This is a genomic window from Shewanella sp. K8 (genome assembly GCF_028823715.1).
GTDB classification, from domain to species: domain Bacteria; phylum Pseudomonadota; class Gammaproteobacteria; order Enterobacterales; family Shewanellaceae; genus Shewanella; species Shewanella algae.
Map to the genome: position 1 here is coordinate 1 of NZ_JAPEHY010000024.1, position 24,963 is coordinate 24,963.

At 53.1% G+C, this 24,963-nt stretch carries 21 protein-coding genes; 9 read left to right on the forward strand and 12 right to left on the reverse strand.

Annotated features, from left to right (window positions below; translation table 11 throughout):
* Positions 1-252 precede the first annotated feature (252 nt).
* Positions 253-507 (forward strand): YkgJ family cysteine cluster protein, encoded by a 255-nt coding sequence (locus ON072_RS13555; protein WP_025010846.1) that lies wholly within the window; start codon positions 253-255, stop codon positions 505-507.
* Positions 508-516: 9 nt separating this feature from the next.
* A complete protein-coding gene (locus ON072_RS13560; protein WP_025010845.1) occupies positions 517-969 on the forward strand; it encodes an Rrf2 family transcriptional regulator in 453 nt (150 codons plus the stop codon).
* Here ON072_RS13560 and ON072_RS13565 read toward each other — a convergent pair whose 3' ends face one another.
* From ON072_RS13565 to gpmM, 4 genes are read right to left on the reverse strand one after another with little or no spacing between them, the layout of a single operon-like run.
* Positions 970-1,719 carry a divergent polysaccharide deacetylase family protein gene (locus tag ON072_RS13565; RefSeq protein ID WP_093981665.1) on the reverse strand — a complete coding sequence of 250 codons (750 nt, stop codon included), beginning with the start codon at positions 1,717-1,719 and terminating at the stop codon, positions 970-972.
* Between the two features lie 14 nt (positions 1,720-1,733).
* Entirely contained in the window at positions 1,734-2,939 is a 1,206-nt protein-coding gene (locus tag ON072_RS13570; protein ID WP_144224310.1) for a S41 family peptidase, read from the reverse strand.
* A 32-nt stretch (positions 2,940-2,971) separates the two neighbouring features.
* Positions 2,972-4,108 carry a murein hydrolase activator EnvC family protein gene (locus tag ON072_RS13575; protein ID WP_101058650.1) on the reverse strand — a complete coding sequence of 379 codons (1,137 nt, stop codon included), beginning with the start codon at positions 4,106-4,108 and terminating at the stop codon, positions 2,972-2,974.
* A gap of 10 nt (positions 4,109-4,118) precedes the next feature.
* Positions 4,119-5,660 (reverse strand): 2,3-bisphosphoglycerate-independent phosphoglycerate mutase, encoded by a 1,542-nt coding sequence (gpmM, locus tag ON072_RS13580; RefSeq protein ID WP_101058651.1) that lies wholly within the window; start codon positions 5,658-5,660, stop codon positions 4,119-4,121.
* A gap of 228 nt (positions 5,661-5,888) precedes the next feature.
* Here gpmM and ON072_RS13585 point away from each other — a divergent pair, with 228 nt between their 5' ends.
* From ON072_RS13585 to ON072_RS13600, 4 genes are all read left to right on the forward strand, one after another.
* The gene (locus ON072_RS13585) at positions 5,889-6,323 is read left to right on the forward strand and encodes a rhodanese-like domain-containing protein (RefSeq protein ID WP_025888165.1); all 435 of its coding nucleotides are present in this window, start codon (positions 5,889-5,891) and stop codon (positions 6,321-6,323) included.
* Between the two features lie 206 nt (positions 6,324-6,529).
* Entirely contained in the window at positions 6,530-7,015 is a 486-nt protein-coding gene (gene secB / locus ON072_RS13590; protein ID WP_025010842.1) for a protein-export chaperone SecB, read from the forward strand.
* Between the two features lie 7 nt (positions 7,016-7,022).
* Positions 7,023-8,039 (forward strand): NAD(P)H-dependent glycerol-3-phosphate dehydrogenase, encoded by a 1,017-nt coding sequence (gpsA, locus tag ON072_RS13595; RefSeq protein WP_025888167.1) that lies wholly within the window; start codon positions 7,023-7,025, stop codon positions 8,037-8,039.
* A gap of 78 nt (positions 8,040-8,117) precedes the next feature.
* Positions 8,118-9,308, forward strand: coding sequence for an NAD(P)/FAD-dependent oxidoreductase (locus tag ON072_RS13600; protein WP_144224312.1), 1,191 nt, complete (start codon positions 8,118-8,120; stop codon positions 9,306-9,308).
* 62 nt (positions 9,309-9,370) lie between these two features.
* Here the strand turns inward: ON072_RS13600 and ON072_RS13605 are convergent, their stop codons facing one another.
* From ON072_RS13605 to ON072_RS13630, 6 genes are all read right to left on the reverse strand, one after another.
* Positions 9,371-12,514: an efflux RND transporter permease subunit gene (locus ON072_RS13605; protein WP_107352983.1), complete on the reverse strand. Its 3,144-nt coding sequence runs from the start codon at positions 12,512-12,514 to the stop codon at positions 9,371-9,373.
* Positions 12,515-12,522: 8 nt separating this feature from the next.
* The gene (locus ON072_RS13610) at positions 12,523-14,160 is read right to left on the reverse strand and encodes an efflux RND transporter periplasmic adaptor subunit (RefSeq protein WP_144224314.1); all 1,638 of its coding nucleotides are present in this window, start codon (positions 14,158-14,160) and stop codon (positions 12,523-12,525) included.
* 26 nt (positions 14,161-14,186) lie between these two features.
* On the reverse strand, positions 14,187-14,507 hold the full coding sequence (locus ON072_RS13615; RefSeq protein ID WP_025010837.1) for a heavy metal-binding domain-containing protein: 321 nt from the start codon (positions 14,505-14,507) through the stop codon (positions 14,187-14,189).
* A gap of 115 nt (positions 14,508-14,622) precedes the next feature.
* Complete coding sequence (locus tag ON072_RS13620) at positions 14,623-14,961, reverse strand: hypothetical protein (RefSeq protein WP_313955046.1); 339 nt, start codon at positions 14,959-14,961, stop codon at positions 14,623-14,625.
* 248 nt (positions 14,962-15,209) lie between these two features.
* A complete protein-coding gene (locus ON072_RS13625) occupies positions 15,210-15,665 on the reverse strand; it encodes a DUF2057 family protein (RefSeq protein WP_144224318.1) in 456 nt (151 codons plus the stop codon).
* Between the two features lie 68 nt (positions 15,666-15,733).
* Positions 15,734-16,102: a hypothetical protein gene (locus tag ON072_RS13630; RefSeq protein ID WP_141250920.1), complete on the reverse strand. Its 369-nt coding sequence runs from the start codon at positions 16,100-16,102 to the stop codon at positions 15,734-15,736.
* Between the two features lie 384 nt (positions 16,103-16,486).
* On the opposite strand from ON072_RS13630, the gene ON072_RS13635 reads away from it, so the two are divergent.
* Positions 16,487-17,050, forward strand: a complete 564-nt coding sequence (locus ON072_RS13635) for a NapC/NirT family cytochrome c (RefSeq protein WP_025010834.1) — start codon at positions 16,487-16,489, stop codon at positions 17,048-17,050.
* A gap of 274 nt (positions 17,051-17,324) precedes the next feature.
* On the opposite strand, the gene ON072_RS13640 is transcribed toward ON072_RS13635, so the two are convergent.
* On the reverse strand, positions 17,325-19,475 hold the full coding sequence (locus tag ON072_RS13640) for a TonB-dependent receptor (protein ID WP_144224375.1): 2,151 nt from the start codon (positions 19,473-19,475) through the stop codon (positions 17,325-17,327).
* Between the two features lie 319 nt (positions 19,476-19,794).
* Here ON072_RS13640 and ON072_RS13645 point away from each other — a divergent pair, with 319 nt between their 5' ends.
* Together ON072_RS13645 and ON072_RS13650 are read left to right on the forward strand one after the other, a co-directional pair.
* A complete protein-coding gene (locus ON072_RS13645) occupies positions 19,795-22,137 on the forward strand; it encodes a Tex family protein (protein ID WP_028780830.1) in 2,343 nt (780 codons plus the stop codon).
* Positions 22,138-22,473: 336 nt separating this feature from the next.
* On the forward strand, positions 22,474-24,474 hold the full coding sequence (locus ON072_RS13650) for an LTA synthase family protein (protein ID WP_144224320.1): 2,001 nt from the start codon (positions 22,474-22,476) through the stop codon (positions 24,472-24,474).
* Here the strand turns inward: ON072_RS13650 and ON072_RS13655 are convergent.
* Positions 24,426-24,929 carry a hypothetical protein gene (locus ON072_RS13655; RefSeq protein ID WP_044733444.1) on the reverse strand — a complete coding sequence of 168 codons (504 nt, stop codon included), beginning with the start codon at positions 24,927-24,929 and terminating at the stop codon, positions 24,426-24,428. The two genes, ON072_RS13650 and ON072_RS13655, sit on opposite strands and share 49 nt — an antisense overlap.
* Positions 24,930-24,963: the final 34 nt, after the last annotated feature.

Sequence of the window (24,963 nt, forward strand, 5' to 3'; positions counted from 1 at the left end):
CCGCTCCGCCAACTTAAAGAGAAAGCCTCATCGAAAGATGAGGCTTTTTTCGTTTGATTCTTTTCTGCAAATTTACTGGGAATCATCCCTGCGACCTGTAGAACCCAGGTCCTTGAGGTTGACTATAGAGAATGCATAAGCGCTATTGTTATATTCGCTTTGGCTGTAGGATTCGCTTGAGTCTGTGACTTGAGTACTTACCCGAAAATTTTTTGTCGTTATAATAGTCATATTCTATTACAGGTGATGATTGTGGATTGTCGTATCGGTTGCGGGGCCTGTTGCATTGCACCCTCCATCAGTAGTGCCATACCCGGGATGCCGGGAGGTAAACCCGCAGGGGTTCGCTGTGTGCAACTGGATGACAACAATCTATGTCGCCTCTTTGGTTCCTCTGAACGTCCCGATGTGTGCAGCGAATTCTCGGCATCGGTCGATGTATGTGGTAACAGCAACGAAGAGGCGCTCTGGCTGATAGGCTCTTTAGAGGTGGAAACCTCTTCCTGAAGGTGAAAGATGCAGTTAACGCGTTATACAGATTTTGGAATAAGAACTCTTATGTACCTGGCGATTCAACCGGAGCGTGAGACTTTGTTTCGAATCGCAGAGATCACAGAGGTTTTTGATCTTTCACCTAATCATGTCTCCAAGATAGTACATCACCTGGGTAAGCTGGGTTATCTGCAAACTATACGTGGAAAGAGTGGTGGTTTTCGTTTGGGGATGGCTCCAGAGAAGATCAATGTCGGCGAACTGGTGAGGGCACTGGAAAACTCACTGGCGCCTATTGATTGCAGCAAGCCTTATTGTCGATTGACTCCTGCTTGTCAGCTGAAAGGGGTTCTGGCTCAAGCTGTGAATGCCTATCTGGCTGTGCTCGACCGTTATACGCTGGCCGATATTGTCAGTAACCAACAGGAGTTGCGAGCCTTGCTGCCGGATCTGGATATCCCTGTACTGCAACTCTAGTCAGAGTTTTTCACCGCTTGTATTCTGCTTCTGAGCCCATGAGATTGGCAGTAAGTTGGAAGCCGGCACCAGAGTGACCCCTATCTTTGCCAGCTCTGGCAGTCTCTTCTTGAGGAACTGCATACTCTCTGGGTAAGGGTGAGCTATCATCAAGGCTTCACCCTCGCTTTGGGCCTTGGCTATTGCCAAGTCCAATTGTCTTTCGAAAGCCTGCTCGGTTAGCTGATTATCCAAGAACACCTGACGTCTCAGCAGCGGAACGCCGAGGGCATCGGCCTTATCTCCTGCCTTGGTGTAGCGTGTGGTAACACTGTCGATAAAGAAGTGCTCTTCCTGATGCAATACTTCCATTAACCAGCCCATAGGTTGCTCAAGTTGAGTCAACAGGCTCCCCATATGGTTGTTGCTTCCCTTGGCAAAGGGCACGCTCTGCAAAGCTCTCTTGAGGGTTGCTTTAAACTCGGTTTCTGACATCTGGTTGTTGAGCCCACCAGGCCCCATGGCCTTGCCGTTAAGCGCCTGCATGGGGAGGTGCACCATGATTTCGTGGCCTTTGCTGTGAGCCTGGCGAGCCAGTTGTTGCCCGAGAGGGGTATGTGGCAATACAGACAAGGTCACAGCTGAAGGCAAGGACAGGGCGGCCTCATCTGTATGGCGGTAACCTATATCATCGATAACGATTGCCAGTCTGGCTCCCCACGCGGGAGAGCAACTTACGACCAGCAGTAGTAAGTAGAAACAATAGCGCACGTTTTATATTAATTTTATTTATTTGATTGTATCCATGCCACCGCCGAGTTGATGGCTCTATCGCTGGCAGTATCTGCATGGGGAGATATGAGGTCGATTATAGGCACAGTTTTGTTATCGGAAACAGTATTGGGTGCGATTTTTATATCGGGTTCCACCCCTTTGGCATTGATATCCTGGCCCTTGGGTGTGGTATAGCGGGCTATCGTCAGCTTGATGGCATTACCATCGACAAGTGTTGGGATCAGGCTTTGTACTGTACCTTTACCGAAGCTGGTTTCACCTATCACCTTGGCACGGTTGTTCTCCTGCAGCGCCGCCGCCAGCACTTCGGATGCTGAAGCTGAACCGCGATTGATCAGCACTAATATGGGCACGCCGGCCAGCATGGTTTGCGGAGATGCATAGTAATCTGAGTTGGCATCGAAGAAGCGCCCTTCGGTGGCGACTATACGGCCCTTATCCAGAAACAGATCGGCAATTCGAATCGCTTGATCCAGCAAGCCTCCGGGATTGTTGCGCAAATCCAGAATCAAACCATTTAGTGGCTGCAGTTGCCACTCGCTCAACAGATGGACTATGTCGCGGGTCGAATCTTCCTGAAAACTTGCCAGGCGAATATAGCCAATGTCGTTGGTCAGCATTTTCCCAAGCACAGAGTGGACGCTGATAGTGGCCGGTTTAAGGCTGACTTCAAAGCTGACATCCGAGTGAGCATGATGGAGCTGCAGCGATAACTCACGGTTGCTGCTGCTGAAGTGTTTTATTTGGCTAAGCACTTCTTCCAGAGACTGCTTGGCAATACTCTCACCATTGACGGCAGTAACAATATCGCCGGCCATGATCCCGGCTTGTTCGGCCGGAGAGCCGGGGAAGGGCGCGATAATTCTGAGTTTTTCCCCTTCGGTGGACACTTCAAAGCCGTAGCCGAAGTATTCCCCTCGGTTGCTGTCCCTGAGGCTGTTCATCTGCTCGGGTTTCAGAAAACTGGAATAAGGGTCGAGACGTTGAAATATGCCTTCAATGGCGGCGTCGACAAGTTCCCTGCGGCTGATGTCCCTGACGTAGTAGGTTTCCACTGTATCCATCACATCCAGCAGCAATGAAAGCTCGTGAGTGTGGTTGGGTTTGGGAAAGTTTTCGTGGCTAGCCAGGCTGAGAGAGATTCCCATGACTATACCAAGACCGATATACAGCAGGTTGCGAATAGAGTTGCCCATGTTGCCCCCTTTGAAGTGCAGGGGGCTGATGATTAACGCCGACAGTAATTTGCCGGATCGACAGCTTGCCCCTTATGCCTTATTTCAAAGTATAGGCCAGGCTCGGTTTGTCCTCCGGAACGTCCTACCAGTGCTACAGCTTCGCCGGCCTTGACCGTATCTCCTGCATCTTTCAGCAATGCCTGGGCGTGGCCATAAAGGCTCATAAAGCCTTTGCCATGGTCGACAACCAACACCATACCAAAACCGCGCAGCCAGTCGGCATAGATCACCTTGCCGGCGGCTACGGCGCTGATAGACTGGCCCTCCGGGGCCGATAACATGACACCTTTCCAGCGCACATTGCCGGAGCGCTGACTGCCAAAGCTGTTTTTGATCCTGCCCTTGGTGGGCCAATTGAGTGAGCCGCGGGACTTGGCCAATCCATCCATGCTTGGGCTATCACGCATGGCAGCCAGGGCTTGCTCTACAACCCGTTTCAGCGAGGCTTCTTCTATCTGCAGTTGCTCCAGTTCTGAGGCCTTACTGCTGATGGTGCGTTGCAGTTCTTTCAATGTCTGTTGTCGCTGATCCTGTTCTTGATTGAGGCGCTTGGATTGAGCCTTTTGATCCAGTACCAGCTTGTTGAGTCGATTGCGTTCCTGCTGCTCGCTCTGCTGTACCGCCGACAATTCCTGGCGGGTTTGTTTCAGTTGTTCTATGGCCTGCATTCTGGCCTTGTTGAGAAAGTCATAGTAGGCCAGCATCCGTTCTATGGTGGCCGGGTCTTGCTGGTTGAGCAGCATCTTACTGTAATCATGATTCCCGGCGAGATAAGCACTGGTTAGCTGTTTGGCCAGGGTTTGCTGTTGGCTTTCTTTGAGCTTGTCCAGCTGTGCGGCTCTTAGCTTCAGCTCGGACAGACGCTTTTCGGCATCGCTGAGAGCATTTTCAGTTTGGTTGACCTTACGGGCGGCATCTGCGATAGCCTGCTCGTCTTTTTTCAGCAGTTGCAGCAGTTTTTCCCGCTGTTTGCCTGTGTCTCTCAGAGCGTTTTGCTGGGCGGTGATCTGGGATTGCAGTGCCTTTAACTCGGACTGACGCCGCTCCAGATCGGATGCCTGCAGCTGAGAGGAAAACACGAGAAAGCCAGCAAGTATGCTGGCTTTGGCTAAAATACGCTTCTGCACCGGGTCAGTGTTACTCTTTTGTATGGATTAACGGACGCCCTGTCATTTCGTCAGGAATGCTCTGTCCCATCAGTGTCAGCATGGTTGGTGCGATATCACTCAGGCGGCCACCTTCATCGATTGTGGCCTTGCGACCGACATAGATAAAGGGCACCAGCTCACTGGTGTGGGCGGTATGAGCCTGGCCTGTGGTTTCGTCCACCATCTGCTCGGCGTTGCCGTGGTCGGCAGTGATAATGCACTCACCATCTACCTTGGCCAGTGCGTCCACTACTCGGCCTATGCAGGCATCTACAGCTTCGCAAGCCTTGACCGCAGCATCAAACTTGCCGGTATGACCTACCATGTCACCGTTGGGGTAGTTACAGATAATGACATCATATTTAGTTGATTCAATAGCTTCAACCAACTTATCTGTCAGCTCTGTCGAACTCATCTCAGGTTGCAAGTCATAGGTAGCGACTTTGGGTGAATTGATCAGAATACGGTCTTCACCCTCGAATGGTTGTTCTTTACCGCCATTGAAGAAGAAGGTTACGTGGGCGTATTTCTCGGTTTCTGAAATACGCAGCTGGGTCAGGCCGCGATTCTGCAGTACTTCGCCCAGAGTGTTGACTAGGTCTTCCGATGGGAAGGCTACCGGGGCTTTGATATCGGCGGCATACTCGGTGAGCATGACAAAGTTAACCTTGGGCGTCACTGCGCGTTCAAAACCATCGAAATCCGGATTGACGAAGGCGCGGGTGATCTGTCTGGCGCGGTCGGCACGGAAGTTCATGAAAATCAGTGCATCGCCATCGTGCAGTGTTGTGGCCTTACCTTGATCCAGAATCGCAGTTGCGGCAACAAACTCATCGTTTTCATCGCGGTCATAGGCAGCTTCCAGCGCGGCTACGGCAGAGTCGGCACTGTATTTCCCCTGACCTTGAGTGATCAGATCGTAGGCTTGGGAGACTCGGTCCCAACGGTTGTCCCTGTCCATGGCATAGTAGCGGCCAACGATGGAGGCTATGCGACCTCGGCCCAATTCGGCAAACAGTTTGTCGAAGCGTTCCAAGCTGGCTTTGGCGCTGCGTGGTGGGGTGTCACGCCCATCGAGGAAGGCGTGCAGGTAAACCTGCTTGGCACCGCGCTTGACGGCCATGCGGCACATGGCTTCAAGATGATCTTCATGGCTGTGAACACCGCCGGGTGACAACAGTCCCATGATGTGTACTGCGCCGTCTGCCTTGATGGCAGCGTCGACCGCCTCGATAAGTGCTTGGGTTTGCTCAAATTCGCCATCTTCAATGGCCTTGCTGATGCGGGTCAGTTCCTGATAAACGATACGGCCGGAACCAATATTGATATGGCCCACTTCAGAGTTGCCCATCTGCCCGTCAGGCAAACCTACATCTTTACCTGAGCCGGAAATCAAACTGTGGGCGTATTCGGCGTTGAGTCTGTCGAGAACCGGCGTGTTGGCGTGATGGACGGCATTCATATGCGTGCCCTCACGATAACCCCAGCCGTCCAGAATAAGCAGTGCCAAAGGACGTTTGCTTGTCTTCATGTTGATACCTGTAAAGTTGAAAGAATCGGTCAAATCTGAAATTGGTTAAATATTACTACGTCTGTCCTGAGGGCAAAAGCCATTTGCCCCGATTGTGATAATAGGGCGGACCGCGCCTTAACGCCGACTCAAGGGGCAAAACTGCTGTGAAACAGCTGCAATCTGCCTGGCCTCTGGGTATACTCTGCGCTTGTCCTAAATGGCCCAATAGATAACAGGCAGTTAAAAATGCAGGAATATGTAGAGTTTCTTAAAGCCCACCCCATGCTGAGCCTGGCCTGGGTAGGTTTGTTTATAGCCGTGGTGGTAACCCTGTTCAAATCCGGCTTCTCCAAGGTTAAAACCGTTGATCATCAGCAGGCGATTTTCCTGATGAATAAAGAAGATGCCAAGGTGATAGATGTGCGTGCCAATGCCGACTTCCGTAAGGCGCATATTATCAATGCCCAGAATGTACCTATGGCCGACATCAAAAATAATCAAATCGCTAACCTTGAAAAGTACAAAACCACACCCATTATACTGGTATGCAACGCTGGCATGACCTCATCTCAAGCGGCTCAGATTTTGGTTAAGCAAGGCTTTGAAAAAGTCTTTAACCTCAAAGGTGGTATGGGTGATTGGCAGGCAGCAAATATGCCTGTGTCCAAAAGCAAAAGATAATGAGTGTCGGCGGTTGTCATTGCATCCTGCGTCCTTCTATTAGTAGAGTGGGCCATGCTGAAGTGGCAACCGGCATCCTGAGTTCTGTTCCGGCGCTGAACAGATGAATAACAGGGATGATGACTGGGAGTCGCAACCGACCCGAGTAACATACGCCCCAAACACCGGCTCATTGCAAGCCGAGACTAAATGGATAGGTAGGAATTATGGCTGAAGTAGCAAACAACGAACAACAAGCCCCACAGTTCAACATTCAACGTGTGTATATCAAGGACGTTTCTTTCGAAACCCCTAACAGCCCAGCGGTATTCCAGAAAGAGTGGAATCCTGAAGTTAAGCTGGATCTGGATACCCGCAGCGCCAAGTTGGCCGATGATGTATTTGAAGTGGTACTGTCACTGACTGTGACTGCCAAAAACGGTGAAGAAACTGCGTTCCTGTGTGAAGTACAACAAGCCGGTATCTTCTCTATCTCAGGTCTGAGTGATCCTCAACTGGCTCATTCTCTGGGTGCTTACTGCCCTAACATCCTGTTCCCTTATGCCCGTGAAACTGTGGCAAGCCTAGTATCCCGTGGTACTTTCCCACAGCTGAACCTGGCTCCTGTGAACTTCGACGCCCTGTTCGCTCAGTATGTGCAGCAGCGTCAAGCCGCCGCAGAGCAAGCTCCGGCCGAAGAAGCGAACGCGTAATCAGCCGATGAAAGACACTGCCGAAATAACGGTATTGGGGGCGGGCTCTTATGGCACCGCCCTTGCCATTTCTTTGGCCAGCAATGGACACAGCACCCTGTTGTGGGGGCATGAGCCCGAGCATGTGGCCAAACTCGCTGCCGAGCGCAGCAACCAAGCCTTTCTTCCCGGGATAGCCTTTCCCGACTCCCTGGTGATGGAAGCCGATCTGGCCAAAGCATTGGCGGCGTCGCGGAATATTCTGGTGGTGGTACCAAGTCACGTTTTTGCTGATGTGCTGGCTCAGGCCAAGCCTCTGCTGCGTGATGATGCCCGCATCATTTGGGCCACCAAGGGGCTGGAGCCGGAAAGTGGTCGCCTGTTGCAGGATGTTGCCCGCGATGTGCTGGGGGAGAAGTATCCGCTGGCGGTATTGTCCGGACCGACTTTTGCCAAAGAGCTGGCGGCAGGTTTACCAACCGCCATCTCAGTGGCCGGTACCGATGCCCAGTTTACCCAGGATCTGGTGGAGCTGTTGCACAGCCCCAAACGTCTGAGAGTCTATGCCAATGACGACTTTATCGGCCTGCAACTCGGTGGCGCGGTCAAGAATGTCATCGCCATAGGTGCCGGCATGTCCGACGGTATAGGCTTTGGTGCCAATGCCCGTACAGCCCTGATCACCCGAGGTCTGGTGGAGTTGAGCCGTCTGGGGGAAGCCTTGGGCGCCCATGCTTCTACCTTTATGGGAATGGCGGGTCTTGGGGACCTGGTGCTGACCTGTACCGATAACCAATCGCGCAACCGTCGCTTTGGTTTGGCATTGGGTAAGGGTTGTGATGTCGATACTGCCCAGGCTGAAATCGGTCAGGTGGTTGAAGGGTACCGTAACACCAAAGAGGTCTACACCTTGGCCAAGCGCTTGGGGGTAGAGATGCCGATCACCGAGCAGATCTATCAGGTGTTGTATCAGGGCAAATCGCCTATTGATGCGGCCAAAGAACTGCTGGCCAGAGAGAAGAAGTCGGAAACCTCGGCAGACTGAGCCATCTCCAATCCCGGAAAAGGATGCTAGAATAGCGTCCTTTTTTATTGCCCCCTGTTGGGCCCGAGAGTGAGCGTTATGTCAGTTAAACAGCATCAGGTGATCATTATCGGCGCTGGCGCCGCAGGGTTAATGTGTGCCCTCACTGCCGGATATCGGGGCCGGGATGTCCTCTTGCTGGATAACGCCAAACAACTGGGGCGCAAAATTCTGATCAGTGGCGGCGGTCGCTGCAACTTCACCAATCAGAACATTGAACCGGGCGCCTATCTCTGCAGTAACCCACACTTCGTCAAGTCGGCGCTGGCTCGTTTCAGCCAGTGGGACTTTATCGCCATGGTCGAGCGGCACGGCATCGATTATCACGAGAAGACTCTCGGACAGCTGTTTTGTGATGACTCGGCTAAAGACATTGTTGATATGCTGACCACAGAGTGCGATTGGGCCGGAGTCAAAATTCAGCTGCGGACCGAAATTCTGTCTGTGGCAGCCACAGATGGCGGTTACAGCCTGCAAACCAGTGAAGGGGAATACCGTTGTGAATCACTGGTGATAGCCACTGGTGGCTTGTCCATGCCCAAGCTCGGGGCTACGCCGTTTGGATTCCGCATCGCCGAGCAGTTTGCCATCAAGGTGCTGCCGACCACTGCCGGGCTGGTTCCCTTTACCTTACAGCCAGAAGACAAGGCCAGGTTTGAAGGCCTGTCCGGTATCAGCTTGCCGGTTATCGCCAAAGCCGAGTGCGGCAGGCAGTTTAGAGAAGCCATGTTATTCACCCACAGAGGTTTGTCCGGGCCGGCTGTGCTGCAGATCTCCTCCTACTGGCAGCCAGGCCAGAGTGTGCTTTTTGATTTACTACCGGACCTGGATTTTGTCGATTGGTGCAAAACAATTACTGCTGAATCACCAAAATTGTCGCTTAAAAATGGATTATCTCGGTTGTTACCTAAGCGCTTGGTTGAGAGGCTGCTGGAGCTGGGTGAATTACCCAACAAGAACCTTAACCAACTGTCCAAGACAGATGTGGCGGCGCTGGACAGTTATTTCCACTGCTGGCAGATCCAACCCGGCGGCACCGAGGGTTATCGCACCGCCGAGGTGACTCTGGGCGGTGTGGATACCGATGAGTTATCCTCCAAGACCATGGCGGCCAAGCGTCATCCCGGACTCTATTTTATCGGTGAAGTGGTGGATGTCAGTGGCTGGCTCGGCGGTTATAACTTCCAGTGGGCCTGGAGTTCCGGCTACGCCGCCGGTGAAGTGGTGTAACTCTGAGCTCAATCCAATAAAAACGGCTGCATTGGCAGCCGTTTTTGCGAGCATCTGTTTGCTTATTCAGCCTTAGCCTTGCTTAAATGACGACGGTAGATCAGCAGATAGAGCGCCGGAAGAACAAAGAGCGACAGCACGGGGGCGGTAACCATACCACCGACCATGGGCGCGGCAATTTTCTGCATCACATCGTTGCCCGAACCTGCGCCCCACATAATCGGGAGCAGACCGAAGAAGATGGTCGCCACTGTCATCGCCTTGGGGCGGATCCGCATTACCGCACCTTCAATCAGGGCGTCCTTGAGGTCCTCCACTCTGTGGTATTCGCCTCTGTCCTGCTTGTGCTTGATGGCATTGTTGAGATACACCAGCATGACCACACCAAACTCGGCGGCGACCCCGGCAAGGGCTATCATGCCCACCGCGACAGCGACCGACATGTTGTAGTCCAGCAGATACAGCAACCAGGTACTGCCCACCAAGGCAAACGGCAGCGACAGCATAATGATGCTGGCCTGCATGGATGAGCCGAAGGTCATCATCAGCAGTATGAAGATCACCGCCAGTGCCATGGGGATCACTTGCTGCAGTTTGGCATCGACCCGCTGCATATACTCATACTGGCCGGCAAAGCTGTAGCTGTACCTGGCCGGCAGCTTGAGCTCCTGCTCCAATACCGGCTTGACGGCTTCGATATACTCACCGATGGACGTGCCGCCGATATCGACAAATACCCAGGAGATCAAACGACCATTCTCACTCTTGAGCATAGGCGCGCCATCCGTGATTTCGATGTCGGCCAGATTGCGCAGCGGCAGATAGTGGCCACTCTTGGTGATCACCGGCAGCTCTCTGAGCTTTTCGATATTGTCTCGCAAGTCTCTTGGATAGCGCAGGTTGATGGGATAGCGCTCGGCACCTTGAACTGACTCACCGATATTCATGCCACCTATGGCGTAACGTACTACGTCCTGAATATCGCTCAGGGTCATGCCATATCTGGAGGTCACCTCGAGTTTCGGCGTGATGTCTATGTAGCGGCCGCCACCTACCCGCTCGGCATAGGCCGACTTGGTATGAGGCTGCGCCGATAGAATCGCTTCTATCTGGGCCCCTATCTCCTGCAGTTGATTAACATCGGCGCCGGTGATCTTAATCCCCACAGGCGTCTTGATACCGGTAGACAGCATGTCGATACGGGTCTTGATCGGCTGTACCCAGGCGTTGGTGAGACCGGGCACTTTTACCGTACTTTGCAGCTGGGCAATAATGCCGTCGAGATCCATGCCTTCGCGCCACTGCTCTTTGGGTTTGAGCATTATGGTGGTTTCCAGCATGGTCAATGGCGCAGGATCCGTGGCGGTTTCGGCGCGGCCAACCTTGCCAAACACCCGCGCCACTTCCGGAACGGTTTTGATCAGCCGGTCGGTTTGCTGCAGCACTTCGGCGGCCTTGCTGGCACTGATGCCAGGCAAGGCTGTTGGCATGTACAGGAGATCCCCTTCCTCGAGCTCGGGCATAAACTCGCTGCCCATATGACTCACCGGATACCAGGCACTGGCCAGCGCCACCAGAGCCGCCAGCAGGGTCAACTTGGGGAAGCGCAGCACGGCATTGAGCATAGGCTTGTAGATGGCTATCAACACCCGGCTCAGTGGGTTGCTGCTTTCCGAGGGGATCTTGCCACGGATAAAGAAGCCCATCAGGATAGGCACCAAGGTGATCGACAACACAGCTGCGGCGGCCATGGCAAAGGTTTTGGTATAGGCCAGAGGGCTGAACAGCCTGCCTTCCTGGGCTTCGAGGGCAAATACAGGCACAAAGCTCAGAGTAATGATTAGCAAGGAGAAGAAGAGTGCCGGGCCCACCTCAATGGAGGCTTCGGCGACAATTTTCCAATGCTCTTTGGCGTCGGGTTGGCGCTGGTGGTCCTGTTTGAAATGCTCGAGGTGCTTGTGCATATTCTCGATCATCACAATGGCGCCATCTACCACGGCCCCGATGGCGATGGCGATACCGCCAAGACTCATGATATTGGCGTTAACCCCCATCTTGTTCATCACAATAAAGGCGATCAGTATCGACAGTGGCAGGGTGATGACGGCCACCAGGGTCGAGCGGGCGTGCAGCAGAAACAGCAAGCAAACAATGCTCACAACCACCATCTCTTCCAGCACCTTGTGCAGCAAGTTGTCGACCGAATTTTCAATCAGTTGCGATCTGTCGTAGGTGGGAACTATCTCCACGCCTTCGGGAAGACCCGCCTTGAGTTCTTCCAGCTTGGTTTTCACCGCCTCGATAGTCGCCAGGGCGTTTTCCCCATAGCGCATGACTATGATGCCACCGACGACTTCGCCCTCACCATCGAGCTCGGCTATGCCACGGCGGGATGCCGGGCCCTTACGTACGGTGGCAACGTCTTTCAGCAGCAGTGGTGTGCCCGAGGGGCTGGTGATCCCCAGTGGGATTTCACGAAAGTCCGCCAGTGTTTGACGATAGCCCTTGGCGCGTACCATATACTCGGCTTCGGCCATCTCCACCACAGAGCCGCCGGCCTCGTTGTTGGCCTTGGTAATAGCCTGCTTGACCGAGGCGATGTCCAGCTTGTAAATCGCCAGCTTGTCCGGCTCCAGCACTATCTGATAGGTCTGTTCCATGCCACCGACTGTGGCGACTTCCGATACCCCGGCAACACTCTGCAATTCCAGCTTCAAATACCAGTCCTGCAAACTCTTGAGTTGCGAAAGGTCCAGATTACCGCTGCGGTCTACCAGGGCATATTCATAGATCCAACCGACCCCGGAGGCATCGGGCCCCAGTGAGGGTTGCACCCCTTCGGGTAGACGGCTGCTTATCTGGCTCAGGTATTCCAATACCCGGGAGCGGGCCCAATAGATGTCTGTACCATCTTCAAAGATCACATAGACATAGGAGTCACCGAACATGGAATAGCCGCGCACCGTCTTGGCCCCGGGCACGGCCAGCATGGCGGTGGACAAGGGATAGGTCACCTGTTCCTCTACCAGCTTAGGCGCCTGTCCCGGATAGGCGGTTTTGATGATGACCTGCACATCGGACAGATCCGGCAGGGCGTCGAGCGGCGTGGTACGCAGCGCCTGAATCCCCCAAACCGTCACCATCAGGGTGACAATCAGCACCATCACCCTTTGTTTGATGGAGGCTTCAATGATTTTTTTCAGCATGTTGCCTCCTAGTGCTGGTGGCCTGAGCTCAGGCGCATCAGGCTGCCCTTGAGACTGGCCTCTGAATCCAGCAGGAATTGTCCGGAAATCACCACGTTTTCGCCTTCATGCAGGCCTTCGAGGATCTCTGCCTTACCCTGACTCAGCATGCCGACAGTGACCTTTCTGGCGCTGAAACTGGCATCATCCTGTTTGACTATGACCCGGTTCTCCTTGCCTGTTTGGATCAAAGCTTCCTGGGGGATCACCAAAGTATCGCGTTTGGGGCCACCATAGAGGGAAACCTTGGCCAAGGTCTTGGGCCTTAGCTCCATCGCTTGATCATTGTTGAGTACCACTCTGACCCTCAGGCTACGGGTGATGGGATCCAGCTCGGGATAGATATAGTCAATCTTGCCTTCTATGCCCTTGAGTCCCATGGCGGGGATATTGACCTCGGCGGCCTGACCCACTTCCAGCCAGCTTTGCTCGTTTTCAAACACGTCGGCGATGACCCAGACCTTGGAGAGGTCGACCAGTGACATGACCTCGGTCTGAGGTTGTATATACATGCCGTCACGCACCGCGAGCTGTTTGACTATGCCGCTTTCGCGGGCGTAGAAAGGAACCCGGTATTGGGTCTTGCCAGTCTTGGCCAGCTGTTTGATCTGCTCTTGGTTCATGCCCAGCAGTTCAAGACGTAGCCCGGCCTTACGCAATAGCTCTTGGTAGTTGGCACTGTTGCCTGAGCGTTTCAGGGTATCTTGGGCCAACAGATAGTCGTCCTGGGCATTGACCAGATCCGGTGAATAGATCTCGTACAGCAGCTGGCCTTTCTCGACCCTGTCACCGACAGACTCTACTTTAAGCTTTTCAATCCAGCCATTGACCCTGGCATGGATATGACTGATCTGGCTCTCGTCATAGTCTATCTGGCCGACTGTTTTGACGAACTTCCACAACGTGTCCCTTTCTACCTTGGCCACTTTGAGGGCCAAGGCTTGTTGCATCTGGCCTGAGACATCTATTTCAACGGTTTCCGAGTGACTGCCCATCTCGACTTTTTCCAGATTCATGCCGCAGATGGGGCAGGTGCCCGGCACATCGCTGATGATATGAGAATGCATGGGGCAGACATATTTGATGTTCTTGCCCTGATCCAGAGGTGCAGGTTTAATCTCCAACGCGGGCTTTGTCTGCTGCATGGCGTGCTGGCTATGGTCATCAGCTTTGGTTTTTGTAACCTGGGTTTCTATAGTCTGGGCGTGACCGGCATGGGAACCGGGCTCCTCTTCTTCCTCTTCAACCAGGAACATGTTGCATTTGGGGCAGCGTCCCGGCTCGTGACTGGTCACTTCCGGATGCATGGGGCAAACATAGGTTTTTTGCAGGGCCTGTGTTGGTTCTGCCAAGGCTTCAGTAGTCTCATCTTTGACCAAAAACATGTTGCACTTGGGGCAACGTCCCGGCTTATGGCTGGTGACTTCCGGATGCATGGGGCAGTAATACTCCTGAGTTGCCGTCCCATGTTGATGATCTTTGTGTTGTTCCTGTCCTTGGGTCTGATTGCCCAAGGCCATTGCCTGCATACTCCATTGCGGGCCGACAGCCAACACCAGACTAAGCGCGCAGGCCAGTCGTTGGCGTTTACGGTTTGAATCGCTCATATGCCTCATCTCCAGCTACAGCTTGATTAGTGGTGGTGGTGTTTCTGGCCTGCTACAGGCTCAAGATTCATACCACATTTGGGGCAGGAGTCACCTTTCTTGCCTGTCACTTCAGGATGCATGGGACAGTGGTAGCCGGCTTGTTGCTGTTTTTCCAGGAACATACCGCACTTGGGGCAGGAATCCCCTTTGTTACCCGTCACTTCAGGGTGCATGGGGCAAGCATATTCCGCAGTTACGGCGGCTTGTTGCTGGCCGTGATGATGTTCACGTTCGTTTGCGAAGCTGGCACGGGCCAGGGTGACAGACAGTAAGGCAATAATCAGGACACTGATAAAGGTTTTCATTGATTCACTCCGTTTGGGATACGGCTTTGACCAGGCGCCGGCTGGCATTCCTAGGGCTTATCCCATAAAAAATTGTATTTATTGGCAGATTTTGGGCACAAGTGTGCCGTGGGCATCAAACTATGGGTGGTTTGATAGTCTGGCCAACAGAAACAGAGTGGAAATGAGGCATAGGCGTGGCCACGGCGGCTTCGGGCTGAGACATCACCGGCCAGGAACCGACGGCGATGAGGGTACCCGCTACGGATATCACCAGACAATGGTTACAGTCACTCTTGCAGAATCCTTTGCCTTCACAGCAATGACTCACAGTGTCGGGAAGCACTGTATCAACTTGCGGGTCATCGCAGCAGTGACTGCTCTGTGTCTGTTGAGGGTGACAATCCATGGTGGCAGCCATTGGGTGCGCCGTGGAGTGCATTTCCCCGGAATGCGCTTCAGCTGTGGGTACCATCCAGTGTCCATTGGTTAGCATACCCTGCCCGAGCAATGCGAGCATGGTAAACAGAACCAGGATGTGGCGGCGAACCGATAGCATCTTGAGCTTGAACTCCAGAGAGAATGAACCCCATTAGTCTACCATGCTTTAAAATGCTTGCCTTGATGTGATTCACATCTGAAGAAGTGCGAAAATATCTTCAGCTATTCTCGGGCAATCATTGGTTTGCAGGCTGACCTTCTGCCTCACTCCACTCTGAAAACTCAGCGGCGCAGCTGTGCCAACCAGTCGGCCATCAGGCCCCCATGGGTCATTACCTCGGCAGGAACAGCCTGGCCGGCTTCATCCACTACTTGCAACTGTGGGCTGCGAATAAAGGCGTTGGCTTCGACCTCGGTATCCAGAGTCGGTAACTGCAGTTGTAGGCTTTGTTGTCCAGCCACTGTCAGTGTCAGGTAAAGAGGGCCGGATTTGACCCAAGCGCCCGAGTCATCGGCATTGACGGCAAAAATATCCCGGTACTGGATCTCAACGACATGTTCACCGGCAGCCAGTTTGTGGCTGTCAAAGTTGGATACTGCCTGGCCATCGATAGCCTTGATCGCCAGATTATCCGGCAAGTTTAATTCAGCAGCAAAACTGCCAGGAGCCATAAACAGGCCGGTAATCACTAACAGGGCGGCGCTAAAACGAGATGCAGAAATTTTGTATGCAGACATAGTGGGAACTCCCAAAAATATTCAGATGTAAAAACATTAACTAAAGCTGTGCGGCCTGATGGCCAGAGTTACATCTGTACTGAGTTGGGAGGGGGTGTTTGCTGTGAGAGTATGGCGGTTTGCAGGCTCCAGCTTGGCAGGGTAATCTGCTGGCTTCCAGTCATCACCAAAGGGTGGCTGGTAGTAAGCAGGCTTACACCTGGTGTGCAGTGGCTGGCACAGTTGCCCATGGTGCCGCAATCCATACCCAGATCGCAGTCGGGGCAATGTTGCTGGCCTTGGCAGCAGTCCATATCCATGGTCATGGTAGCGGATGCAGATGGGTTCATGGTCGCCATCGGCTGATGCTCAGACACGGCTATAGACGCAGCAGCAGGCATCATGGCCTGTCCCAGCGTCATTATCAGTGTCAGTATCAGCAGCAAGCTTCTCATCATTATCCTTTGGGTCTGGCAAAGCACGCGATAGGTGCTTGCCTCAATAGACAGACATATTGGTTAAATAGTTTCCTCTTGTCCAAAATAAATTGTGCATTACCTCTTAGGTGTCGCTTGGATCACATTTATTGTTTCGAGAATTGGCTGTATGTTAATTATTCGATTGACTATGCTTGATTAAGCCTGTGCCATGCATTAGGTTTAGGAAAAGTGCATATATGGCGCCGACTTAAAATCCAGTCGTCAATAGGCCTTGAGAGTTAGAGCTAAGTCTCATTTTGCACTTTTCAGGTCAGATTAATGAAAGAAAACTGGTTTATAATCAAATTTCAGAACAACGAATAGCTCAATATAGATATAAGAATTTTATTTTGGAGAAGAGTGATGAACTGGCGTGCAATCTTTAAACCCAGCGCAAAGTATTCCATCCTGTCGCTGCTGGTTGTCGGCATAGTGATAGGTGTTGTGGGTTACTTCGCTACCCAGCAGACGCTGCATGCAACCAGTACAGATGCGTTCTGTATGACCTGCCACAGCAACCACTCACTGAAAGATGAAGTGCTGGCTTCTGCCCACGGCGGCGGTCGTGCCGGTGTAACTGTTCAGTGTCAAGACTGTCACCTGCCTCACGGCCCGGTTGACTATCTGGTGAAAAAGATCATCGTTTCCAAGGATCTTTACGGTTTCCTGACTATCGATGGCTTCAATACTCAGGAATGGTTGGATGCCAACCGTAAAGAGCAGGCTGACAAAGCACTGCACTACTTCCGTGATAATGACTCAGCCAACTGTCAGCATTGTCATACTCGCATCTATGAAAACCAGCCTGAAACCATGAAGAAAATGGCTGTTAGAATGCACAGCATGAACTTCAAGAAAGATCCTGAAAGCAGAAAGACCTGTGTGGACTGCCACAAGGGTGTAGCGCATCCTTATCCCAAGGGCTAATTTTCTTTGAGCTGGAAAAACCGCTGCTTGCAGCGGTTTTTTTATGCCCTGATTTCAATAAAGGTTGCAGCTTGTATAAGTGTCAGCTGCCAATTACTGTGTCAGCCACTCTCTACACAAGAGAGTGCTATTAGCACCTTCCTTAGGCTCTGTTGCCCAATCGAGCTGATGCCGCTGCTGACTGGGCTCGCGGATAAAGTCGCTTGAAATTATGTCTCGTGTAATAAAAAGGGCCGCCGATTGGCGACCCTCAATTTGTCATTAACAGGCTGGATTAGAAAGGCAAGCTGAAGCCTATGCTGACAGTACGGCCCATGCCCTTGAAGTAACGATTGTCGTTAGCCATAGTCTGTGAGTAGTAACTGTAGTAGTCCTTATTCAGCAGATTCTGTAGCCCCAATGTCAAAGTGCCTTGGTAAAGCGGCATAGAGAAGGAGGCATCAACTGTGACATAGCCGTCAAACTCGGCGTACTCTTCACCATTGGCCTTCTTGAAGCTACGGTCCATATAGTAGTTGGCCTGAATGCGCCCACTCATCTCGGCATTGAACCTGTGTTCCCAGAACAGGTTGAGACGATTGGGTGCTATGTTGGCGCCGTCGAGATCTGTGTCTGTGCTGCCATCTTTATTGGAGTCATAATCCCCTTGCTGCAGCGCCAGGTTCAGCCCCAGATCGTCGTCATTACCCAGGTAAGCCGTGACATTGGCTTCCAGCCCCTGGATCACGCTCTTTTCCCGTTTCACATTGTAGAAGCCGTCTTCATTCAGGGCCAAGCGGGCACCCAGTTTGGCCTCGGAGTGATACAGTGCCAGCTTGGCTGCCAACAACTCGCCTTGATAGTCCAAGCCCAGTTCATAGTTGTCTGTGACCACTGGCTCCAGCGTCAAGGAACCTTCCACGCTGGGGTTCTGGTCCGGGAAGCTGTTGCCGTCACGCAGAATTCGCCCTATGTCGGCCATACCAAAACCTTGGCTGTAACTGGTATAGAGGCGCAGCGCTGAGGTGAAGTTATAGCTGGCACCTATATTGAACAGGGTTTCATTGAAATCTGGTTCGCCACCGGCAACCTGTTTGTGGCCAGAGGCCCACAGGGTTTGGAAATCATCGACCTTGAGTTTGGCATATTCATAACGAACGCCGCCGGAAAGGGTCAGGGCATCCACAGGTGAGAAGCTCAACTGGGCATAGGGGGCGATATTGTCGTAACGGGTCTCGGGTACCCAGGAGCGTCCGGTCTGCACCAGATCCTGCTCTGTAGTATCGCTGAAAAGGTCTACACCATAGGCCAGATCCACGCCGCTGTCGGCCAGATTCTTGGCGATCATCGACGCCTTGAGGCCCCACTTGTTGGACTTGTTGCGTGACTGGTCATAGAAGTACTGCTCGCCATTGGCGCCGGTATCACAAGTCGTCAGATTCGCTGCACCTTCGAAGGCCGGATCATAGAAGCTGCCGAAACAGCCACCGCCATAGACACCCTTGAAGTTCTGGTTGAACAGTTGCAGCTCCAACTGCTGTCCGGCGATGTTGCGATGCTTATAGGTGAGGCTGCTGGTGGTGACCTTGTTGTTGGCTGCCTGCCAGGGTTGTTGTTGTTTTACCGCCGATGTTGGAGTATCTGTGGCGACATTGCCTTTGACCGGCATCCAATCACCATTGTTGTCCATATCGTAGTGGTTGACCATCAGCTCCAGTCGCGACTCGCTGAACTCATAGCCCAACTTGAGAAAGAAGTCCTTGCTCTGGCTGTCCATCGACTCGCCCTGGGTGGTGTCGACACCTATGACATCGTCGTTGGCATCATAGTAAACACCATTGCTGTGGTATCCCACTGAACCCAGCATATCCAGGTTGCCGCTTTGGCCGGAGAAGGCATAGTTGGCACCAAAACTCAGGCTATCGGACTCGAAGCTGGTGGGGGAGGACAGATCAAAACTTACCCGGCTTTCGTTGTCGCCGCTGGGTTTCTTGGTGATGTAGTTGATTATGCCCCCCTGAGCGCCAAGGCCGTGCATGGCATTGGCGCCATGGATGATTTCAATTCGTTCTATCATCATGGGATCTATGGTTTGACCCGAGCGACCACCACTGCGCAGAGGGTTTGACTGAGGCACGCCATCTATCATTATGAGGGGAGCTCGGCCGCGCAGGGTTTCACCGGTATTGGTCATTTTCTGGCGGCTGGGGGAGAAACTGGGGGCCAGGTTGCCCAAAATGGTCGATAAGTCCCGGGTGGTGGCCAACTGTTGTTTGAGTTGTTCCTGGTCTATGACTGTCACAGTATTGGGGATGGCACTGAGTGGTTTCTCCATCCGACTGGAAGTGATGACCATGGTTTCCATTTGGGGCTCTTTGGCGTAAGCCACCTGGGCTGCCAGTCCGGAAAGTACTGACAGAGCGACGAGGGAGCGAGTGAATTTCATCATTATTCCTATGTTTGCCACCTTGGAAGACGGCTTATTGGTTTGTGGTTTCCGGCGCTCCCTGCCAACTTTGTAAATACAAATAATTGTCATTTATATAACGATTGTGAAGTATAGGTAGGCAGGTTTTCCCTGTCCATAGCTGTGATGAATTTTTGTAAAGAGTGTCAAGGTGCTAAACCTGAGCGAGTCAAACGCTTAATCGGGAATGCGATTAGCCGACTAATGGCTGGAATCTCACTCTCCGGCTATGAAACTTTCAGGCAGCCTGTGGTATGGTTGGCGCAACTGAATTTTGTCAATCCAACAGATCCTTACTATGCATAATATTGCTCAGATTATTGCCCAGGAGCTGAACGTTCGTGAGCAGCAGGTTGCTGCAACTATCAGCTTGCTGGATGAAGGCGCTACAGTGCCTTTTGTGGCCCGTTACCGTAAAGAGGTGACGGGGGGGCTGGATGATACCCAGCTGCGTAACCTGCACACTCGTCTCGGTTATCTGCGGGAGCTCAACGATCGGCGTCAGGTGATCCTCTCCTCGATAGAGGCCCAGGGAAAACTGACCGCCGAGCTGAAGCACGCCATCAACGAAGCCGACAGCAAGACCCGGCTCGAAGATCTGTATCTGCCCTATAAACCAAAGCGCCGGACCAAGGGCCAAATTGCCATTGAAGCCGGTATCGAGCCCTTGGCCGATGCCCTCTATGCTGCTGTCGGCAGCGCCTCCATGGATCCTGAACAGGCTGCCGAGGCCTATCTTAATCCGGAAGCCGGTTTTGCCGACGCCAAGGCGGTGTTGGATGGTGCCCGTTATATCTTGATGGAACGGATCGCCGAAGATGCCGAATTGCTGGCCAAGGTGCGTAACCACCTGCAACAGTCGGCTGTCATTGAAAGCCGCTTGATTGCAGGCAAGGAGAAGGAAGGCGCCAAGTTCCGCGACTATTTTGAGCACACTGAAAAACTCAGCTCAGTGCCTTCTCACCGGGCGTTGGCTATGCTGCGCGGCCGTAATGAAGGCGTGTTGAGTCTATCTATGAATGCCGACCCTGAGGCAGAAGCCAAAGCCGGTAGCTATTGTGAGGTGCTCATCGCCGAGCACTTGCGTCTCAAGCTGAGTGACAGCGCTTTGGATAACTGGCTGAAGACGGTTATCACAGCCACTTGGCGGATCAAAATCGCCCTGCAGATGGAAACCGAGTTTATCGCCAGAATGCGTGAAGCGGCGGAAACCGAGGCGATTAAAGTTTTCGCCCGTAACCTGGGCGACTTGCTGATGGCACCTCCTGCCGGAGCCAAGGCCACCATGGGACTGGATCCCGGGCTGCGCACCGGGGTTAAGGTGGCTGTGGTCAACGACACAGGCAAGCTGGTGGGCCATACCACTATCTTCCCTCATGCGCCGCAAAACCAGTGGGACAAGTCGATACGCACCCTGGCCAATCTGGTCAATATGCACAAGGTGGAGCTGATCGCCATAGGTAACGGCACGGCTTCCCGTGAAACCGACAAGCTGGCAGCTGAAGTGATTGCCATGGTCAAAGACAGCAATCCCGGCATCACCAAGGTGATGGTCAGCGAAGCCGGAGCCTCTGTTTATTCGGCCTCTGAGCTGGCGGCCAATGAGTTTCCTGATCTCGATGTTTCACTGCGTGGCGCCGTATCCATCGCCAGACGTTTGCAGGATCCGCTGGCGGAGCTGGTTAAGATTGAACCTAAGTCTATCGGTGTGGGCCAATATCAACACGATGTCAGCCAGAGCCAGCTGTCGGCTTCTTTGGAAGCCGTCGTTGAAGACTGTGTAAACGGCGTCGGTGTTGACGTGAACATGGCTTCCATGCCACTGCTGAGTCAGGTGGCCGGTCTTAACCGCACCTTGGCCAAAAATCTGGTGGAATACCGCGATGAGCATGGCCGCTTTAACGACCGTAAAGAGCTGCTCAAAGTACCACGCCTGGGACCCAAGGCCTTCGAACAGGCCGCCGGCTTCCTGCGGATCCGTGAAGGCAGCAACCCGCTGGATGCATCAGCCGTTCACCCCGAGGCCTATTCACTGGTGGAAAATATTGCCAAGCTCAAGGGCCAACCGGTTGCCGAGCTGATAGGTAACAGTGAACTGTTGAGCAGTATCAATCCGGCCGAGTTCACCACGGATGAATTCGGCCTGCCGACAGTGACAGATATCCTCAAGGAGTTGGATAAGCCGGGTCGGGATCCAAGGGGTGAGTTCAAGACAGCCAAATTCAAAGATGGAGTTGAGGCGCTCAAGGACCTCAAGCCTGAGATGATCCTCGAAGGTGTGGTGACCAATGTCACCAACTTTGGCGCCTTTGTCGATATCGGCGTGCATCAGGATGGCCTGGTGCATATCTCTTCTCTGACCGACAAGTTTGTCAGCGATCCTCATACCGTGGTCAAGGCCGGTGATGTGGTCAAGGTGAAGGTCATGGAGGTGGATGTTGAGCGTAAGCGTATTGGGTTGTCGATGCGCCTGGACGAAAAGATTGAGCCCGGTAAGCCACAACAAAGAACCGGCAAGCCGCAGACCAAGGGCAATAAGCCTGGTCAGGGCAAACAACGTCCGGCCGCTAAGCCGCAGCCAGTGAATGCTGCCATGGGCAATGCCTTTGCCGATGCCTTTGCCAAGCTGAAGAAAAACTGATCGACAAGTTGTTGAATATCTATTAACGGTCCGACAGTAGATGAATCCCTCGATAATTATCGGGGGATTTTTTTACACTCCATTTTCTGCAACCAACACTCGAGCCAATGCTGCTCTTTTCTACGAATCTTGAGCTCTGCCGCTTTTCCCGGTCTTTTGCGAACTGTTTCACCCTCTGGCGTTATCGGCAATTACAAACAAATGTTAATGAAACTTTATCGTAGCCTTTCTGTCATAATGACGCGGCAAATCGGCTCGGGCAAAGAGTTGGCGTGCGGTTAAACCTCAATTTTTATATCAACCACCGAGATACAAGAGTGGCAAGGATTTTAGGGCATGAAGTTTTCCCATCTTAAGTTTACGGGGCCGTTTCGCGGTGTGCTGACTTTCAGTTTATTGGCTCTGTTATGCCTGATGTTGAGCCGAATTGGGCTGGGGCTTTGGCAATATGAACGGGTAACCGCCGTTGGTGGTTGGAGCCATATGTTGTTGCAGGGGCTGCGGGTCGATGTGGCCATGCTTTGTTGGCTCTGGGGCGTTGTGGCACTGGGTACTGCCTTGTTTGGCGGCGATCATTGGCTTGGGCGTTGCTGGTCTTGGATACAACGTCTATGGCTGACTCTCGGGCTTTGGTATTTGCTGTTTTTGGAGCTGTCCACACCCTCCTTTATTGAAGAGTACGGTGTCAGGCCTAACCGTCTTTACGTCGAATATCTTATCTACCCCAAAGAAGTGCTCTCCATGCTCTGGAGCGGCCGCAAACTGGAGCTGATCCTCTCTGTGGTCTTGTCCGGAGTCATCCTCTGGGGCGGCTGGAAACTCTCAGGTTACCTCGGTCGCAATTGTCGTTTCCCCAAGTGGTATTGGCGCCCTGTGCTCGGTGTGCTGATCATTGTCTTGTCACTGGCGGGGGCCAGATCCAGTCTCGGTCACAGGCCGTTGAACCCAGCCATGGTGGCCTTCGCCGATGATCCGCTCGTCAACTCGTTGGTGGTCAATTCCGGTTACTCTCTGGCCTTTGCCATCAGCCAAATGAATAACGAGGCCGACGCATCGCGGATCTATGGCGATATGGACAGAAAGGAGATCTATCAGATAATCCGCCAGGAGAGTGGCCGTGCGCCTGCTGACTTCATATCAAACAAATATCCCAGCCTGAGCCAAAATCAGGCCAGCTATCGCGGTAAACCCAAGAATATAGTCATCATATTGCAGGAGAGTCTGGGAGCTCGTTTCGTTGGCAGCCTGGGAGGCTTACCACTGACACCCAATCTGGATGCCCTGGCCGATGAGGGCTGGTATTTCGAGAGCCTGTATGCCACGGGTACACGTTCGGTCCGCGGTATAGAGGCGGTGACCACAGGCTTTACCCCCACGCCGGCGCGCTCTGTGGTGAAACTCGGCAAGAGCCAGAGCGGCTTCTTCAGCCTGGCGGAATTACTGCAGGCTAAAGGGTATTCCACCTCTTTTATCTACGGTGGTGAAAGCCACTTTGACAATATGCGCAGCTTCTTCCTCGGTAATGGTTTCAGCACTATCGTCGACCAGAAAGATTATCGTAAACCTGCCTTTGTCGGCTCCTGGGGCGCTTCGGATGAAGATTTAATGCGCAAGGCCGATTCAGAGTTCAAGCGGCTCCATGCCGAGGGCAAGCCTTTCTTTAGCCTGGTGTTCAGCTCCAGCAATCATGATCCCTTTGAATTCCCTGATGGCCGTATCGAGCTGTATGAACAACCGAAACAGACCCGCAACAATGCTGCCAAATATGCCGATTACGCCATAGGTGAATTTTTCCGCCTGGCCAAAGAGGCTGACTATTGGCGTGATACCCTGTTCCTGGTGGTGGCCGATCATGACAGCCGGGTTTCCGGGGCCTCCTTGGTGCCTGTGCCCAGATTCAGGATCCCGGGCTTGTTGCTGGGTGATGGAATAACGGCCAAACGGGACTTGCGGGTAGTGAGTCAGATAGATCTGCCGCCAACTCTGTTGTCTTTAGCCGGCATAGATGCCACTTACCCCATGTTGGGGCGGGACCTGTCAAAGGTGCCCGATAGCTGGCCGGGCAGGGCCTTGATGCAGTACGACAAGAACTTTGCCTATATGCAGGGCAATAAGGTCACCATATTACAGCCGGAGAAGGCGCCTGCGACCTTTGATTATGATCCAGTTAAGGAACAACTGCATACAGCACCGCTCGCAGAACCTATGGCTCGCAAGGCTCTTGGGCTAGCGCTTTGGGGTAGCATGGCGTATCAGGAAGGTTTATATAAGCTGCCGCCAAAGACGGATCAAACCAATGCTGAAATGCCGGCATCGGGCAGGGGCTCAGTACGCTGATGGTAGAAGGTGTCGATTCTCTGTCCCAGCTCACGATAAAACTGCGGTGCTTCATTCGGCATGGGATGGCGCTCGGTACTTGATTCGATGGCGGGCTTGGGAAAAGCCGCGGCTTCTAGCTGACGGTTACGGATATCGCGGCGATCCAGGGCCGGCTTGCTGACCAGATTCAGCTGCAGTGGCTTACTGCCTTGGCGCTGCTGTTGTTCCTGTTGCTGCTGTTGTTGACCGGATTGCTGTTGGCGCTCCTGGACTCTATCGGCCAGTCTGGCCTGTTGCTGTGCCGAGTCTGCAGTGCGTTCATGCTGCGGGTTGAAGGCCCTTTCTTCATGGCCTTTACTGGGTTGCTGCGGCGGAATGACTGGCGGTCGTTGCTGACTCTCTACCCGAGCGGCATCGGTCGCGGGATTACTGGTCGCGATCGGTACCTGTGGATAGTGTGAGACGAGCTGCATAGGGTCATTCCTTACATTGCTGTCCAAATAATAG

Coding starts and splice junctions, on each gene's coding strand:
- ON072_RS13560 (WP_025010845.1), top strand. CDS start 517: ATGCAGTTAACGCGTTATACAGATTTTGGAATAAGAACTCTTATGTAC.
- ON072_RS13570 (WP_144224310.1), bottom strand. CDS start 2,939: ATGGGCAACTCTATTCGCAACCTGCTGTATATCGGTCTTGGTATAGTC.
- gpmM (WP_101058651.1), bottom strand. CDS start 5,660: ATGAAGACAAGCAAACGTCCTTTGGCACTGCTTATTCTGGACGGCTGG.
- ON072_RS13585 (WP_025888165.1), top strand. CDS start 5,889: ATGCAGGAATATGTAGAGTTTCTTAAAGCCCACCCCATGCTGAGCCTG.
- secB (WP_025010842.1), top strand. CDS start 6,530: ATGGCTGAAGTAGCAAACAACGAACAACAAGCCCCACAGTTCAACATT.
- gpsA (WP_025888167.1), top strand. CDS start 7,023: ATGAAAGACACTGCCGAAATAACGGTATTGGGGGCGGGCTCTTATGGC.
- ON072_RS13600 (WP_144224312.1), top strand. CDS start 8,118: ATGTCAGTTAAACAGCATCAGGTGATCATTATCGGCGCTGGCGCCGCA.
- ON072_RS13605 (WP_107352983.1), bottom strand. CDS start 12,514: ATGCTGAAAAAAATCATTGAAGCCTCCATCAAACAAAGGGTGATGGTG.
- ON072_RS13610 (WP_144224314.1), bottom strand. CDS start 14,160: ATGAGCGATTCAAACCGTAAACGCCAACGACTGGCCTGCGCGCTTAGT.
- ON072_RS13615 (WP_025010837.1), bottom strand. CDS start 14,507: ATGAAAACCTTTATCAGTGTCCTGATTATTGCCTTACTGTCTGTCACC.
- ON072_RS13620 (WP_313955046.1), bottom strand. CDS start 14,961: ATGGTACCCACAGCTGAAGCGCATTCCGGGGAAATGCACTCCACGGCG.
- ON072_RS13625 (WP_144224318.1), bottom strand. CDS start 15,665: ATGTCTGCATACAAAATTTCTGCATCTCGTTTTAGCGCCGCCCTGTTA.
- ON072_RS13630 (WP_141250920.1), bottom strand. CDS start 16,102: ATGATGAGAAGCTTGCTGCTGATACTGACACTGATAATGACGCTGGGA.
- ON072_RS13635 (WP_025010834.1), top strand. CDS start 16,487: ATGAACTGGCGTGCAATCTTTAAACCCAGCGCAAAGTATTCCATCCTG.
- ON072_RS13640 (WP_144224375.1), bottom strand. CDS start 19,475: ATGAAATTCACTCGCTCCCTCGTCGCTCTGTCAGTACTTTCCGGACTG.
- ON072_RS13645 (WP_028780830.1), top strand. CDS start 19,795: ATGCATAATATTGCTCAGATTATTGCCCAGGAGCTGAACGTTCGTGAG.
- ON072_RS13650 (WP_144224320.1), top strand. CDS start 22,474: ATGAAGTTTTCCCATCTTAAGTTTACGGGGCCGTTTCGCGGTGTGCTG.
- ON072_RS13655 (WP_044733444.1), bottom strand. CDS start 24,929: ATGCAGCTCGTCTCACACTATCCACAGGTACCGATCGCGACCAGTAAT.